The organism is Microvirga sp. M2 (genome assembly GCF_047497095.1).
Taxonomy (GTDB): Bacteria; Pseudomonadota; Alphaproteobacteria; order Rhizobiales; family Beijerinckiaceae; genus Microvirga.
The window spans coordinates 817,067-832,500 of sequence record NZ_CP134064.1; the positions used below are offsets into that span (position 1 = coordinate 817,067).

Annotated in this window: 12 protein-coding genes, 2 tRNA genes and 2 rRNA genes (1 of these 16 cut by a window edge); 9 read left to right on the forward strand and 7 right to left on the reverse strand. The window is 60.9% G+C overall.

Features of this window, described 5'->3' with window-relative positions; all coding sequences use genetic code 11:
• Positions 1 to 107 precede the first annotated feature (107 nt).
• From RE429_RS23355 to RE429_RS23370, 4 genes are all read right to left on the reverse strand, one after another.
• Complete coding sequence (locus RE429_RS23355; RefSeq protein WP_414475732.1) at positions 108 to 1,067, reverse strand: substrate-binding domain-containing protein; 960 nt, start codon at positions 1,065 to 1,067, stop codon at positions 108 to 110.
• Positions 1,068 to 1,146: 79 nt separating this feature from the next.
• Positions 1,147 to 2,478 (reverse strand): ABC transporter permease, encoded by a 1,332-nt coding sequence (locus RE429_RS23360; RefSeq protein ID WP_414475733.1) that lies wholly within the window; start codon positions 2,476 to 2,478, stop codon positions 1,147 to 1,149.
• A 66-nt stretch (positions 2,479 to 2,544) separates the two neighbouring features.
• Positions 2,545 to 4,131: a sugar ABC transporter ATP-binding protein gene (locus tag RE429_RS23365; protein ID WP_414475897.1), complete on the reverse strand. Its 1,587-nt coding sequence runs from the start codon at positions 4,129 to 4,131 to the stop codon at positions 2,545 to 2,547.
• A 352-nt stretch (positions 4,132 to 4,483) separates the two neighbouring features.
• Positions 4,484 to 5,185, reverse strand: coding sequence for a 4-hydroxythreonine-4-phosphate dehydrogenase (locus RE429_RS23370; protein ID WP_414475734.1), 702 nt, complete (start codon positions 5,183 to 5,185; stop codon positions 4,484 to 4,486).
• A gap of 437 nt (positions 5,186 to 5,622) precedes the next feature.
• Here RE429_RS23370 and RE429_RS23375 point away from each other — a divergent pair, with 437 nt between their 5' ends.
• The 5 genes from RE429_RS23375 to RE429_RS23395 all read left to right on the forward strand — a co-directional run bounded on the left by RE429_RS23375 (position 5,623) and on the right by RE429_RS23395 (position 10,281).
• Positions 5,623 to 6,330, forward strand: coding sequence for a carbonic anhydrase family protein (locus tag RE429_RS23375; protein WP_414475735.1), 708 nt, complete (start codon positions 5,623 to 5,625; stop codon positions 6,328 to 6,330).
• Positions 6,331 to 6,544: 214 nt separating this feature from the next.
• Positions 6,545 to 8,188, forward strand: coding sequence for a hypothetical protein (locus tag RE429_RS23380; protein WP_414475736.1), 1,644 nt, complete (start codon positions 6,545 to 6,547; stop codon positions 8,186 to 8,188).
• Entirely contained in the window at positions 8,181 to 8,624 is a 444-nt protein-coding gene (locus tag RE429_RS23385; RefSeq protein WP_414475737.1) for a hypothetical protein, read from the forward strand. The genes RE429_RS23380 and RE429_RS23385 overlap by 8 nt, the downstream gene beginning before the upstream one ends.
• A 48-nt stretch (positions 8,625 to 8,672) precedes the next feature.
• Entirely contained in the window at positions 8,673 to 8,981 is a 309-nt protein-coding gene (locus RE429_RS23390) for a hypothetical protein (RefSeq protein WP_414475738.1), read from the forward strand.
• A gap of 242 nt (positions 8,982 to 9,223) precedes the next feature.
• A protein-coding gene (locus RE429_RS23395; protein ID WP_414475215.1) for an IS630 family transposase occupies positions 9,224 to 10,281 on the forward strand; the annotation gives its coding sequence in 2 pieces (ribosomal slippage) (positions 9,224 to 9,757 and positions 9,760 to 10,281; 1,056 coding nt in all).
• A 19-nt stretch (positions 10,282 to 10,300) separates the two neighbouring features.
• Here the strand turns inward: RE429_RS23395 and RE429_RS23400 are convergent.
• Both RE429_RS23400 and RE429_RS23405 read right to left on the reverse strand, forming a co-directional pair.
• Positions 10,301 to 10,444 (reverse strand): hypothetical protein, encoded by a 144-nt coding sequence (locus RE429_RS23400; protein WP_414475739.1) that lies wholly within the window; start codon positions 10,442 to 10,444, stop codon positions 10,301 to 10,303.
• A gap of 388 nt (positions 10,445 to 10,832) precedes the next feature.
• Positions 10,833 to 11,864, reverse strand: coding sequence for a PQQ-dependent sugar dehydrogenase (locus RE429_RS23405; protein WP_414475740.1), 1,032 nt, complete (start codon positions 11,862 to 11,864; stop codon positions 10,833 to 10,835).
• Between the two features lie 955 nt (positions 11,865 to 12,819).
• On the opposite strand from RE429_RS23405, the gene RE429_RS23410 reads away from it, so the two are divergent.
• The 3 genes from RE429_RS23410 (at position 12,820) to RE429_RS23420 (ending at position 14,719) form a co-directional block, all read left to right on the forward strand.
• Positions 12,820 to 14,306, forward strand: a 16S ribosomal RNA gene (locus tag RE429_RS23410).
• A 144-nt stretch (positions 14,307 to 14,450) separates the two neighbouring features.
• A tRNA-Ile gene (locus tag RE429_RS23415) sits at positions 14,451 to 14,529 on the forward strand.
• Positions 14,530 to 14,643: 114 nt separating this feature from the next.
• Positions 14,644 to 14,719 (forward strand) — tRNA-Ala (locus RE429_RS23420).
• On the opposite strand, the gene RE429_RS23425 is transcribed toward RE429_RS23420, so the two are convergent.
• A complete protein-coding gene (locus RE429_RS23425) occupies positions 14,685 to 14,996 on the reverse strand; it encodes a hypothetical protein (protein WP_414475432.1) in 312 nt (103 codons plus the stop codon). The genes RE429_RS23420 and RE429_RS23425 overlap by 35 nt on opposite strands.
• Before the next feature lie 6 nt (positions 14,997 to 15,002).
• Between RE429_RS23425 and RE429_RS23430 the strand changes: the two genes are divergently transcribed.
• Positions 15,003 to 15,434, forward strand: a 23S ribosomal RNA gene (locus RE429_RS23430); it runs 2,375 nt beyond the window's last position.
• Together the 16S and 23S rRNA genes with 2 tRNA genes alongside form the textbook arrangement of a ribosomal RNA operon.

Genomic DNA, 15,434 nt, shown 5'->3' on the forward strand with positions numbered 1-15,434 from the left:
ATGGATGTCATCCTCTCATCGTGCTGGCATTCCGTCGGGACGTGATCGGGATGCGGGCACTATAAGGTCCACCGGCGCGGGCGCGGCCCGCGCCGGTGAGCGCTTGATCAGGCAAGACCGTTCTCCTTGAGGATCTGAAGGGCGTTGCTCTTGTCGACCGTCATGGTCGGGAGAGTGATGGTCTTCGGCACCGTCTCGCCCTTGACGATCTTGAGTGCCTGGCGGACGCCTTCGGCGCCCGGGGTGGCATAAAGAAACGTCGCTGTCAGCTGATCCTTGTTCACCCATTGCACGCCTTCGTTCGGGATCGCATCGACCCCAAGAAATTTAATGTCCTTTTCACGTCCGACATCCTTGGCCGCGAGGAATGCACCATAGGCCATGGGATCGTTGTGCCCGTAGACCAGATCGATCTGCTCGTTGGCCTTGAGCAGGTTGGCCATCAAATCGTAGGCCTTGTTCTGCTTCCAGTCGCAATCGATCTTCTCGTTCACGAGCTTGATGCCTTTTTCCTTGTCGGCGATTTCGTGAAACCCATTCGAGCGGTCATGCGACGCCTGAGTCCCGAAGCCGCCCCAGATCTCTACGATATTGCCCTTGGCCTGGCCCGCGCCGCCCAAGACCTTCACGGCATATTCCCCCGCGGCACGGCCGATCACCACATTGTCGCCGCCGATGAACTGGGTGTACTTGTCCGTATCCACGTTGCGGTCGAGGACGATGACCGGGATTCCGGCCTCGATTGCTTTCAAGGTCACGCCCGTGAGGCCTGCGGATTCCTTCGGCGATATCAGGAGCACGTCCACGCCCTGCCGAATGAAGTTCTCCACGTCCGCGACCTGTTTCTCGGTTTTGTCCTGACCGTCCGAAATCAGCAGCTCGACTTCGGGATGCATGTCGGATTCGCGCTTCATGTCCTTGTTGAACTGAACGCGCCAGGGCTCAAGAGTGGTCGACTGCGAAAAACCGAAGCGGTATTTTTTCCCCTGTGCAAATACCGAGCGAAGCGGTGAAGCGGCCACGATGAGACCTGCACCTGTGGTCTTAAGAAAAGTTCTGCGTTCCATGGTTTCCTCCCGTTGATTGTATCTCGTCTTCATAAGAGCTCATAAGGCTGCGTCGGATTATCGCCTGGTCCTCCTTGTCTTATTGATGATCGGCCAATCGCGCCTCTGCTGCAGATGCAGTCACTTCGGCGTGAGGGATGGAAGAAGAGCCAGGTTGCACGGCATCTGAACGGCGAGCCGCTCCGGCGAATAGCTTCCTGAGGCTGAAGAGGTCGCCGAGAGAGCGCTCCTGCACGAGTACGGCGGCAAGAATGATGCCGCCTTTCAGCACGAGCTGCGTGTTGCTGTCGATATTGTTGAGCTGGAGGATGTTGCCGAGGAATCCGAAGATCAGCACGCCGACGAAGGTTCCGGCGATGGATCCCCTGCCGCCCATAAGGCTCGTGCCACCGATCACGACGGCCGCGATGGCATCGAGCTCCATGCCGACGCCGGCGTCGGGCTTTCCCTGTCTGTACTGTGCAGTATACAGGACGCCGGCCAGGCTCGCGAGAAACCCCGAGATCGCATAAACGGCGATTTTAACCTGGTCGACCGCAACTCCCGACAGGCGGGCTGCCTGCTCGTTGCCCCCGATGGCGTAGACATAGCGCCCGAAAGTCGTGGCCCGCAGCAGCAAAGCCGAGAGAATAACGACGGCAAGGAAGAACAGGCCCGGCACAGGCACGACGCGGTAGAGCAGTGCGCGGAGGAGGTCGAAGTCCTCCGTCGCGTTGGTGCCCGTATAGACGGGATGCACCGCTGCGTCTTGGCCCGCGACGATTCGAGCGATCCCAAGCACGCCGACCATCATCGCGAGCGTTACGATAAAGGGCTGCAGGCGACCCTTGGTGATGATGAGCCCGTTGAGCCATCCGAAGGCGAGGCCTACCGCCGGTACGACGATGAGAATGCCGAGGACGCCGAACTTGGCCGGCACCTGCGAGGCCGCAAGCCACCATGCCGTGATCGCTGCCGCCAGCCCGATCAGTCCGGCGAAGATTCGGTGGGGAGAAGGCTTGTTCGTGCCGACGATGCGATCCCGTAGTCCGATCAGCTGTGCGGCCCCCCACGCTGCAAACGACGCACAAACCAGGGCCAGGATTGGAAAGGACAGCAGAGTGGCGCTGGTTCGCTCATCATAGGTGAGCAGCATGGCGCAGAGCACCGATCCGAGTGCCATGATCGATCCGACCGAGAGGTCGATTCCTCCGGTGAGGATCACAAGGGTCATGCCGATCGCAACGATCCCGTTATTCGATACTTGCCGCAAGACATCGGAAAGATTGCCGGCGCTCAGGAAAATATTGACGCCCTTGGATGACACGGGCGATGTGACGATTCCCACGGCAAGCAGGATGAGGAGGCTCCAGTAGAGCTTCGTCCTGAGCAGGAAGGCGCTGAGCGTTTCTGCGGATACGCGCGTGACCAAGGGCTCCTCCAAGCATTCTTGTTCGGAGTGTTCTTGTTCGGATCCGGCTCTGCGGCCGGTTGCAATTCAAGTTTCTCCTTCGACCTCAAGGATGATCCCGGTTCCTCTTTGGAAGATTTCCTGCACCGCCCCGCCGGGCGATGCGTAGTCCAGGATGAGGTCGGGCGAAAACTCGCTCTTTTGTAATAATGCGGTGGGTTGCCCCTCCCGAAGCACTAGGATGCGGTCGCTCAGCGCCATCAGTTCCGGCAACTCCGAGCTTGCCAACACGATTGCAATCCCTTGCGCTTTCAGGTCATTGATCAGGCGATAGATCTCGGCTTTTGCGCCGACGTCGATTCCGCGGGTCGGCTCGTCGAGGAGGAGCACGCTTGGGCAGGTTTCGAGCCACTTGCCCAGGACAACTTTCTGTTGATTGCCTCCACTCAGGGTCCCGGCCGGTTGACGTTGGCTCCGGACCCGGATCCCGAGGGACTGTATCTGCCGTTCGGCGACATCCCTTTCGGACCTGCGCGAAACGAATGGCCCGGATGCGAGCCGTTGCATCACCGGCAGAGCCAAGTTGAAATCGACGCCCGCACCAAGCACGAGGCCGTCGCGCTTCCGATCCTCCGTGACCAGGGCGAGGCCGGCTTGCTTTGCCTCGGCGGGGGAGCGGATCGTGACAGGCAGGCCATCGATCACGACTTGGCCGCCTGAGTCCGCTGTCTGCGCGCCAAAGATGGTTTCGAGCACCTCGCTCCGACCAGCGCCCATCAGTCCGGCAAGCCCGAGGACCTCTCCTCCGGTGACATCGAAGGATACCCTGTCCACGAGCCGAGACCGGCTCGCGGTGGGTTTCGGATGCGCGAGCCAGAGATCGCGCACGGATAGGGCGGGAGGCTTCCCGATCGGGCCCGCCTCTCGCGCAGGCTCTTCATGCCGAAGCATCAGAAGCTCCTGAACGTCACGGCCTACCATAAGGCGGATCAGGTCGCGACGGGACATGTCGGCTGCCGGGAGGGTCCCTGCGACCGAGCCATCGCGCAGGACAGTCACTCTCTGCGCGAGGTCGAACACCTCTTCCATGCGGTGCGAGATGTAGATGACGCTAACCCCCTCCAGAGAAAGGCGGCGGATGATGGCGTGCAGGCGTTCCGCCTCCGTGACGGACAACGCAGAGGTTGGTTCGTCCATGATGAGAATGCGCGCGTTCTGCGCCAGCGCCTTGGCGACCTCGACGAGCTGCTGTTCGCCGATGCGCAGATCGCTGACGGGAGCGTGCGGCGAAGCCTGAAAGTTGAGCGGATCGAGCAGACGGGCAGCGGCGCGCGCCTGTGCATTTCGATCGATAAGGAACGACAGGCCCCGGACCTTCTCGTTTCCGAGGAAGATATTCTCGGAGACCGTCATGGTCGGGACGAGATTGAGCTCCTGGTGGATGACCGCAATCCCGGCCCGAGAGGCATCCCGTGGGCTCGCGAACCGCACCGGCATGCCAAAGACCGCCATCTCGCCCCGATAGTCGTGGTAGATCCCACCCGCGATCTTCATGAGTGTGGACTTGCCTGCGCCATTCTCACCCATGAGAGCGTGGATCTCGCCGACCCCAAGCGTGAATTCGATGTTACGCAGGACATCGATCCTTCCAAACGCCTTGCTCACGCCTCGCATGGCCAAGGCGCTGACTGCAGAACCGATCCGATCGTCCGCCCCGTCAGCAATAGACAAGATCGCCTCCGTGAACGGAGCCAGCATGGACAGCAGCCATCATCGGGATTGGCGTTTCCGCCCCATCAAGGGCTTCCATGCCAGGGCTTCCATGCGAGGGCTTCCATGCTAGGCCGATTTTCGCGTTGAGCAAGAATTCCGATAGAGGGATATGAGTACCTCCGTTGCTCAGTGCGAGTGATGCCTTGAAGCAAGAGTGCGGCTGGGATGATCATCAGCAAGGCCGCGTTCAGTCCCGAGAGCAGAGGAGGCGACCGGGATCCGATCCGTTGTCACTTCGGGCAACGGACCCGGGTCAGGCCCGACCAAGCGGCTTCGATTGGGACGATGCGTATTGGATGATGAACTCCAGCTGGTCGGCAAGTGCAGAAGAACGCGCCGGGAAGGCCGCGTCCAGCGCTGCCGTGCCGATGGTAAAGCCAGCTGCGCCAGCCTCGATGACGGCAGCAATCCGCTCTGGCCGATCGATGGAGCCGGCCACCAGCACCGGCTTCGTGGCGGCCGCGCGGCAGACCCGGCCCATCAGATCCGGCACATCACCTTGGAAGCGGTAGGCGAGAAGGTCGAGGCCGTGTACGCCATCCAGCGCCGCCAGACGATAGGCGCTTTCGACGATGGTCTCGATCGTTCCCGTAAGGACGCTCGGGTGTCCGACGACCTTGCCCGGGAAGGGGTAGTAGCGGATGCCTGTACCAGCGAGAATAGGCACGACCATATGGGGACGCGTTCCGCCCATCAGGACATCAACCCCAAGATCGACTGCAGTGTGGGCTGACGCTTCCTCGCTCTGCGCGTCCAGGCTGACGACCTCCAGGTAGAGCGTCGCACCGGCTGCCCGGATCGCGTCCGCGACGGAGCGCAAGCCGGCGAATGGAAGTCCAACATCCTTGAAGCCGATATGGTGCACGCCGGCGCTCAGAACCTCGGGAACTCGGTCACAGGCATCCGGAATGGTGAGGTCGGCGTAAGTCAACATGAAGATGAAATCGGATGTCATCGGCTTGGGCTCACGTCATTGCGTTCGGAAGCGCTCGGCACCTGCTCGGAATTTAGCCAGGCACCGTGTTCGATGTGAAGCGATTTCGCCCCAGCTCTGGCCCAATGCCCTCCGGCTTCCGACGGGTGGCCCGCGCCTCGCGACGCACCGGCTTCAGGCGTCCTCTCTGGTCAAGCGGGCTTGTCCGATCACCTCATTCCCGGCGCAATACGGCTGTAAGTCCATGGTCTTGAGCACCTTTTCACGTAAAGCCGGTTCCCACTTTTGCGTTCGATGCTCTAACCTTCGCAAGGGCTCCGGTCGTTGTCCGGAGCCCTGTCCGCCAAGCTGTTCGAAGCGGCAGACCGGGCCGCCGTGACGGATTCCGAAGACCGTTGCAAGCGAGGGCAGGGACGATCTGGGCCGGTCTAGAGCCGGTCGAGCCAAGGGAGATTAAGATGTTATCGAGGCGACACTTCTGCTGCGCTGGAGCCCTGACCGCCGCCACGGTATCCCTCGGCAGAGCCTTTGCGGCCGATCAATGCGCGGCGCCGACGCAGGAGCGGCAAGCCGCCACGAGCCCCGATGACGCCCTGAAGGAGCTCAAGGCCGGCAATGAGCGCTTCCTGGCGCAGAACATGCGCAACTGCGACCTCCTCGGACAGGTCAGGGCGACGGCCGGCGGGCAATATCCCTTCGCGGTCGTCGTCGGCTGCATCGATTCCCGCGTGCCGCCTGAGTTGGTGTTCGACCAGCGCATCGGCGACATCTTCAGTGCCCGCATTGCCGGCAATGTTGCCGAGGACGATATCGTTGGCAGCGCCGAGTTTGCCACCAAGCTGGCTGGTGCGAAGTTGATCGTCGTGCTGGGCCACAGCGAGTGCGGCGCGATCAAGGGCGCCATCGATGGCGTGGAGCTTGGAAAACTCACTCATCTTCTTCAGCGCATCAAGCCTGCGATCGAAGCCAATCGGGATGCCCCGGGCGAGCACACCGCGAAGAACAAGGAATTCGTGCAGCGGGTTGCGACGACGAATGCCAGGTTGGCCGTTCAGGATCTTCGGCGGGACAGCCAGGTTCTTCGCGATCTCGCCACTCAGAATGAACTCAAGATCGTTGCCGCGATGCATGACGTCGCCAACGGCCGCATCACGTTCCTGGAATAACGAGCCAGCTGCGGAGTAAGGATCCACTCCCGGCAAAAAGCGGAATCAGGCCGCTTGTCGGAAAACGCGGGGCGCCGATGTCGAAGGTGATGCATTCAAAGTGGAATTGTTATCCATAGCGGGCATTCATTAAGTACCTAATTTGGGACCTGATGACAGTAGTCTCGATTCGGATTACTTTAGCTCGTATTAATTCTACGTGTCGGGGGTTACCATGGCTAGCAACCCGCCGCTTATTCAGCTTGAGCCGGGCGGTACAGCGCCAGTCCTCCGGTACGACATACCGGAGCCGACATCTTACGAAGGCAAGAACTTCATCGCCCTCTCGTTCGAAGATGATATTTTTCTTCCGGTTGCGTCCGAGATGCCGTCCAGCACGGCGTTTCGCGAACTCCAGCAGCTGCCCGAGAACGTGCTCCGCGCCGAGCTTGAGACATACCTTCGCACCGGCGTCTCGGAGCGGGCGGCCGTACGAGGAATGCGTGTGCCGAGCGCCCGCCTGGCTCGCGGCCCTTCGGCAGCCGACCTCGGTACCACCGGCATCTCTCCGCCGCGGCCATCCCCCACCGAACCGCTGCCCCCTCCGCCCGTTGAGCCGGACAAGGGTCAAATAAACGACCTCATCGCCGACATTCTCGGCGGCAAGCGTTACGTGAAAGGCGTACGAGTCGACGGAACACCGACGGTCGATCCCGTCCCCGTTCCAAACACCCCTGACCCGCATCTCTATCTGGTCGAGTCGATCAAGCTGACGTCGTTCCTTGGCGACTATGGTGCCGGGCGAATCGTAAAGACCTTCTCCCTTCTGCCGGGCGAGAAAACCAAGATCAGCATTCGAACCTTCCTGCAACGGGAGACCACCCGCAAGTCGGCCTCGAGCGTGCTGGACTCCCTCACGGAGGAAAGCGCCGCCGATCTCGAGACGTCCGTGACCAGCGAACAATCGGACCAGAGCAAATACGAGTCCACCAAGGAGTATTATGCAGAGGGTGAGGCGAGCGCCAAGTGGGGCTGGGGCAGCGCCAAAGTCAAGGCGGGCGCAAAAGGCAGCTCCAATGCAGCGCGAGAAGAGTTGGTCAAGAACATCGCGAATGCCACCGAAAAGCATACGGCGCGGGCTTCCGCCAAGCGCGATGTCGAGGTGAACACGAGCTACGAGGAAACGGTTAAGTCCGAAGAGGAGCTTGCGACCGAGCGCCAGATCGAGAACATCAATTTGAGCCGGACCTTGAACTTCGTCTTTCGACAAATGAACCAGAAGTTCATCACGATGCTCCACCTCACAGACGTCCGGATCGCGTTCTTCAACGGGGATCGCAGCTCTCGTCGTGAGGTGCCGATTTCGCGGCTCGATGACCTGCTTGAGGAGGTCGTGCGAGACGATAAGCGTGCCATGGTGCGGACTTCCATTCTTGAGCAGTTATCCGCAGTGCGCGCGTACGACGGATCGCTCGTCAACGTCGTCAGCGAGGTTCAGCTAAGCCCGAGCGACGCCTTCCATCAGTTCGACCCGAAGCTGAACGCCTCTATCTCGGACGATCGCGGACGCATATTCTCTGTACCCGGAGTGCTCCTGCAGCACGGGGAACTCGTGATGCGGACCGAGGGTGTGATCGTGGAAGCCCTCCTCGGCAATGGGGACGCACTTGACGGCTATGCCATCGAAATGCAGCTCCTCGAGGCAGGCCGGCGCAGGGCGGAGGTCCAGAGCCTCGAGGCGAAGGCGGCTCAGATCAGACTTGTCAACCAGGCAATCGCCGAGGGTGACGATGCGGCGGTCGAGCGGGCGGAGCGCCTCACCGGCAGACGCCGAAAGGAGGATGCGGAGGGACCTCGGGAGCCGGACGATCATGGGTGACAGCCAAGGAATCGACCAGCTTGTCATCGGGCCGGCGCTCAAGGCCGTCGCCTACGGGATCGACGCCTCGTTGCGGGCAGCCGGCCGCGCCATCGGTGTCGTGGAGAAGCCCGCCGCCGACGGCAATCCCCTGAGCAGCGTACGAATTTGGTTCAAGGCGTTCATCCCGCAGGAGATGCTTTCCGGGCCTCCCGGCTTTGACTGCTTTCTCGGCGACAATCGTGGATACTCCTCGGATCGCAATGCTCCGGCGCGCATGCATTCAGAAGTCTTTCTTCAGGATCTCCATACGCCTCGTCCAACCATGACGCAGAACCATAGCTGCGGACTTACCAGGCAGGTCAAATGCGATTCCGGTCAGCCCGTCGCCTCGGCCCGCGCCCCAATCGACGGCATGCGCTTCTATAACTTCCGCTACCCGGGCGCTGAAGTCTAAAATTGGAACGAGCCCTACCCGCCGGCTGCAAATCCGGGAACGGTGATCGTGCCGGCAACGGGGCCAGTCTCGGTTGACTATGTCGGAGCAGCGGCGGATCCTCTCGTTCCAGTCGCGCCGTTCATTGACTGGAAGGCCCACATCGAACTCGACCTGCAGACCGCCACTCTTACCGTCACAGGCATGGCGGACGACTATCCGGCGTTCGAAGGCTATGCGATGGTGAACGAGCGTCACGGCCCCTTCGCTCTCTTCACACTCGACGGCAATAACGCTGTCCTGAGCTTGGTCGGTGGTGCGAACCGCCCGTTTTCCCAGACATTGAGCCTCGGAAGCTATGCAGCCATGGGTGGCTAGAGTATCGGACGCGGGAAGTGGAAGCCATTTCTGGGATTGCATCCGATGCTCCCTTCCTGCCGGATCCGGTTTCCGCAGACACGGTTCTTCGGGTCCCCGAAGGGGCGCTTACGAGGGAAGAGAGCGCCAGCCTGAGTTTGATCTTACATCCGATGCTTTATACCACGTCCTGGTGAGAGCGACTCGTCGCAGCGTCAAAGCGCCTGAGATGTGATTCAACATGGCAAGCGAGGAGGTTTGCCATGTCCATTCCCGTCGCCCTCCGGCCCGATTACGATGCCGTTCGTCTGCGCCAACTTGCCCGCCGGAGCAAGGATGCCCCGCAGACCCGCCGCTTGCTGGCCCTGGCGGTGATCTACGAGGGGGGCTCGCGCACCCAAGCGGCCGAGATCGGCGGGGTCAGCCTGCAGACGGTGCGTGACTGGGTCCTGCGCTTCAATGCCCATGGGCCCGATGGGCTTCTGGACGGGAAGGCGCCGGGACAGCCTTCGATCCTGAGCGACGCGCATCGGCAGCGCCTGAGCGAGATGATCGAGAGCGGCCCGATCCCAGCCGTCCACGGGGTAGTGCGCTGGCGCCTGGCCGACCTGATGCAGTGGCTCTGGGAGGAGTACCGGATCCGGATCTCGAAGCAGACGCTCAGCCGTGAGCTGCGGTCTCTGAGCTTCCGTAAGCTGTCGGCTCGCCCGCGTCATCACGCCAGGAGCGACGCGGCCGTGGCTGCTTTTAAAAAGACTTCCCCACGCGTCTGGAGGAGATCGCGACCAACGAGGCCGGCGGCCGGCCCATAGAGATCTGGTTTGCCGATGAGGCCCGCATCGGCCAGAAGAACAAGATCACCCGGCGCTGGGCCAAGCGCGGCACCCGTCCCTCCGCCCCACGCGATCTGCGGACTGCGTCTGCTTACATCTTTGGGGCGATCTGCCCGGCCCAAGGCAAAGCCGCCGGCCTGGTCTTGCCCCGCTGCACGACCGAGGCGATGTCCCTGCATCTGGCCGAGATCTCGCAGGCGGTGGCGCCTGGCGCGCATGCTGTGCTGCTGCTCGACCAAGCTGGATGGCACGTCTCGAGGAAGCTGAAGGTGCCGCCCAACATCACTCTGGTGCCGCTGCCGGCAATGGCGCCTGAGCTGAACCCCGTGGAGAACATCTGGCAGTTCATAAGGGAGAACTGGATCTCCAACCGGATCTTCACGTCCTACACGGACATTCTCGACCACTGCTGTGCGGCTTGGAACAAGCTGATCGATCAGCCTTGGACCATCATGTCGATCGGCTTGCGCGAGTGGGCGCACCAATGATGATCAGCGGGAATTGGTATTAGAGGCTCTCCAGGAGCTTTTGGTAGGGAGCGCGCCGCTCCCGATACCTTCGGAGCAATTGAGCCTTGATAAAGTTCTTCTGCTCGATTTCGAGATCGTAGCGGTCGAGGCTCAGGATCTCCTCGCAGCACTGGTAGTCCATGTTTGTTAAGGTGCGTGATATCCAGAGTATCTTTAGGTCGCGTTCAGTTATCATTCTCTCTGAACGCGATTTGTTGAAGGGGGGCTGCGCCAGAAAAGAGCGTTTGTCCGACATGATACCCTGCTGATATTTTGATTCTTGCAAGCAGAATACCGTTTCGGTCGTTCAGGCGACAATCGACGCGCCGTGTGCTTATGGGGTAGTTGACACTACTCTGTGTCAGTACTCCGAGAGGATAGAGGACGACTTGAAGGGACGGAACCGCGTGGGCCGCTTCGGAGAGCGGTCGGCCGAGGCTTTCTTCCTGATAAGATCTGCCGCAGGCAGTTTCGGAGGCGTCTCCGGGTCTTTCGATGCACCGGTCGTGTTTCGCTTTATTGTGCCTGGATCAGCGACTGACGCGCCAGATCCGGCCCCCCGTATCATCCGACACGACGATTGACCCATCCGGCAGTTCCTGGACGTCGACCGGACGCCCAACACCGCTCAGGAAACTCTGTCCGTTGCCGGAGCGGCTGCTGCCGATCCGCAGCCGCACAACCTGATACCCGACGGGAATGCTGCGATTCCAGCTCCCGTGTTCGGCAATGAGCGCCTCGCCCCGCAGTTCGGGGAACATGGTGCCGCGATAGAAGTGGATCCCCAGTGTGGCGACATGGGCCTGGAACTCATATGCGGGTGGAACTTGCGGTGCGGGCGGGGCCGCCGCCTCGAAGCCGCGCAAGCGCACCCGACCGCCGAAGTAAGGAAAACCATAGAAGGCCCCCGGCTGCAGCTCGTTGAGCTCGTCGGGCGGAGTGTCGTCTCCCATCCCGTCGGCGCCATTATCGGTAAAGTACATGACCCCACCGTCCCAATCGAACCCGACGGAATTGCGGATGCCCCAAGCCACACGCCGGAATTCTCCGCCGGTTGGACTCATACTGACAATCGTCCCCTGCAGACCCTCGGGCTGGCAAATATTGCAGGGTGAACCGATCGAAATGTACAGCCGGCCGTCCGGCCCCGCCCGAATGTAGCGCAAGCCGTGGTGGGCCAAGTTCGGCAACCTGACCGGCAGATCCGCCCGATTCGCAAGTCCGCCGCCAGATATCGGCGTAAAGGACGAGATACGGTCGCGCGATGCAACGTAGAGCCTATTCCCAAGGCAGGCGACACCATTCGGGGCGGCGAGACCGGAAGCAGCCCGCACCGCAGGCGCACCTGTGAGCGGAACGCCATAGACTCCATTACCTTTCGTGCCGACATAAAGCGCGTCGCCGCAAACGGCCATGGCACGGGCGGCCGGCACATGGGCGAAGACCTCGACGCGGGTCCCCGACAGGGAGCGCACAGTCTGGCCGAGGCATGGCGACGAGACCAGGCCCGCGGCGGCAAGGCTGGCTAGAGCGAAGGACCGGAACGGCTTTCCGAGGAGCATCCTTCCCTCCCGACCGGATCGAACACATGAGTTATGCGCTCATCACCGAATCTCGCAAACTCACAAAGACGCGGGTCCGACGATTTCGCAGGGCACCAGCAAGACCCGTCGAGGAGGCCAGCCCCCCGACACAGAACGTATAGCGAAGCTCAATCACCGCCCCGTCTCTGTTACGATTGTCCGGCGGTGCGTGCGCACCAAGCCTGGTTCGGCGTGCCGGCGCCGGGTTCTGGGGACCGTGATTCTTCGCTTGCATAACGCTGCGGATTGCTTATATCGGCCCAACCCGGCGCGACGCCCTTTCGGCCTCGCGCTTGTTTTTTTCCGGATCACACGGCGGCCGGGCCGGGCAGCGATGCCCGGAGCGGACGTGGGCGTGCCGGAACCGGCGACGGGGTCCCTCGTTGCCGGCCTGATCCATGAGCCTTGTGGTTTTGCGGCGTGTTCCGCGGGACGGCTGGCTCCTCTGGAGGCAAATCCTGAGTATCGGTCGAGGTCCTTCGGGGCGTTCGACGGTTCGGCCTGGGCGACCTGCGTTGTCCGGGCGCGGTTTTGCTTGGCCTGTTCGATGACGTGCCGGACGAACACTGCGAAGATCTTTCGACTTTCTTTGCAGATGCCGGTTGACGGCGGCGGAATGTTCGATTAGACAGCTCTTCATCGGCGGCGGCCTTCGGGACTGCCGCGTCGGCGAGGCGGCCTTTCGGGGCGTTTCGCTCCGGTCTTCGGACCGGGACTGGTCTTCGGACCGGGGTTTTGCTCTTTGACAAGTGAAGAAGGAAGAAGAAGCGCAGGCGGCGGTGTCCTTGCGGCGGCCCTTTGGGGCTGCTTTGAACAAGACATCGACCAGGTCTTGCGCTTTTGGTGAGTACACCGCTCCGGTTTTGGCCGGAGTGAGAGGTGCTCTGTCAATTTTGCGTTTTAAGACGAACAGTCGAGATCGAATTCTGAAGTTCAACTTGAGAGTTTGATCCTGGCTCAGAACGAACGCTGGCGGCAGGCTTAACACATGCAAGTCGAACGGGCCCTTCGGGGTCAGTGGCAGACGGGTGAGTAACGCGTGGGAACGTGCCCTTCAGTTCGGAATAACCCAGGGAAACTTGGGCTAATACCGGATACGTGCGAGAGCAGAAAGATTTATCGCTGAAGGATCGGCCCGCGTCTGATTAGCTGGTTGGTGGGGTAATGGCCCACCAAGGCGACGATCAGTAGCTGGTCTGAGAGGATGATCAGCCACATTGGGACTGAGACACGGCCCAAACTCCTACGGGAGGCAGCAGTGGGGAATATTGGACAATGGGCGCAAGCCTGATCCAGCCATGCCGCGTGAGTGATGACGGCCTTAGGGTTGTAAAGCTCTTTCGGCGGGGACGATAATGACGGTACCCGCAGAAGAAGCCCCGGCTAACTTCGTGCCAGCAGCCGCGGTAATACGAAGGGGGCTAGCGTTGTTCGGAATCACTGGGCGTAAAGGGCGCGTAGGCGGCTTTGTCAGTCGGGGGTGAAAGCCTGTGGCTCAACCACAGAATTGCCTTCGATACTGCAAGGCTTGAGACCGGAAGAGGTTAGTGGAACTGCGAGTGTAGAGGTGAAATTCGTAGATATTCGCAAGAACACCAGTGGCGAAGGCGGCTGACTGGTCCGGATCTGACGCTGAGGCGCGAAAGCGTGGGGAGCAAACAGGATTAGATACCCTGGTAGTCCACGCCGTAAACGATGAATGCCAGCCGTTGGCGAGCTTGCTCGTCAGTGGCGCAGCTAACGCTTTAAGCATTCCGCCTGGGGAGTACGGTCGCAAGATTAAAACTCAAAGGAATTGACGGGGGCCCGCACAAGCGGTGGAGCATGTGGTTTAATTCGAAGCAACGCGCAGAACCTTACCAGCCTTTGACATGTCCGGTATGGGGAGTGGAGACATTCCTCTTCAGTTCGGCTGGCCGGAACACAGGTGCTGCATGGCTGTCGTCAGCTCGTGTCGTGAGATGTTGGGTTAAGTCCCGCAACGAGCGCAACCCTCGCCCCTAGTTGCCATCATTGAGTTGGGCACTCTAGGGGGACTGCCGGTGATAAGCCGCGAGGAAGGTGGGGATGACGTCAAGTCCTCATGGCCCTTACGGGCTGGGCTACACACGTGCTACAATGGCGGTGACAATGGGCAGCGAACCCGCGAGGGGGAGCTAATCCCAAAAAGCCGTCTCAGTTCGGATTGCACTCTGCAACTCGAGTGCATGAAGGCGGAATCGCTAGTAATCGTGGATCAGAACGCCACGGTGAATACGTTCCCGGGCCTTGTACACACCGCCCGTCACACCATGGGAGTTGGTCTTACCCGACGGCGCTGCGCCAACCGCAAGGAGGCAGGCGACCACGGTAGGGTCAGCGACTGGGGTGAAGTCGTAACAAGGTAGCCGTAGGGGAACCTGCGGCTGGATCACCTCCTTTCTAAGGATGATCCCTCAAGGTCGGCATCTGCCGGTCTTCTCGGATCTCTTGGAACAAACAGGGTCAAGTCAGACCCTTCTTGCGGGACGCTGCCGTCTTCGCTTCTTCTTCTCCGGAAAACCCTGCCGTGTCGTGCGGCGGATCGGGCCTGTAGCTCAGGTGGTTAGAGCGCACACCCCTGATAAGGGTGAGGTCGGACGTTCGAGTCGTCCCAGGCCCACCATTATTCTGGGGCCTCAGACGCCGGCGGCCACCTCCGTGGCCTTGGCTGTCCGCGCCACGCGGCGCGGCGCCCGGTCGGGCTTGCGGACCTTGCGGTCCGAGGGTCCTGCGCAACGGGGCCTTAGCTCAGCTGGGAGAGCGGTAGCTTTGCAAGCTTCAGGTCGTCGGTTCGATCCCGACAGGCTCCACCATTCTTTGGTGCTGGGGGTTTTTCTGGAATTCTGCGCGCTTGGCGTGCGGGATCTTGTCGGATTCGCGCCCTCCCCTCTTGGGGGTGAGCGGCGCGGATGTTTGAAATCGTAAAGAGGCGGCATATTCGGCCAGCGGGCAACCTAGTCCCGCGAACCAGCCCTGGCCCGCAGCCAGGTGCGCCGGATATGCTTTGGCAAGCAAAACATGTCTTCGGAGAGATCCGAAGGCAGGTCTTTCTTTTGGGTCGATGGCCGCTGCCGAGCGGGCATCGATCATGAGAGTAATCAAGTGTCGTAAGAGCATCTGGTGGATGCCTTGGCGCTGAGAGGCGATGAAGGACGTGGTACGCTGCGATAAGTCTTGGGGAGCTGCGAACGAGCTTTGATCCAGGAATTTCCGAATGGGGAAACCCACCTTCGACCCTTTGTATTGTGACGGCATCTTTTGGGTGGCGTTGCACTACGGAGGGTCAGATGAAGGTATTAGGCCCTGAATTCATAGGGGTTTAAAGCGAACCCAGGGAACTGAAACATCTAAGTACCTGGAGGAAAGGACATCAATTGAGACTCCGTTAGTAGTGGCGAGCGAACGCGGACCAGGCCAATGCCAACCTGATCGTCATCGGAACTGTTTGGAAAAGCAGGCATGACGGGTGATAGCCCCGTACGAGTCAGTGAGATGGTTGGATATGAGTAGGGCGGGACACGTGCAATC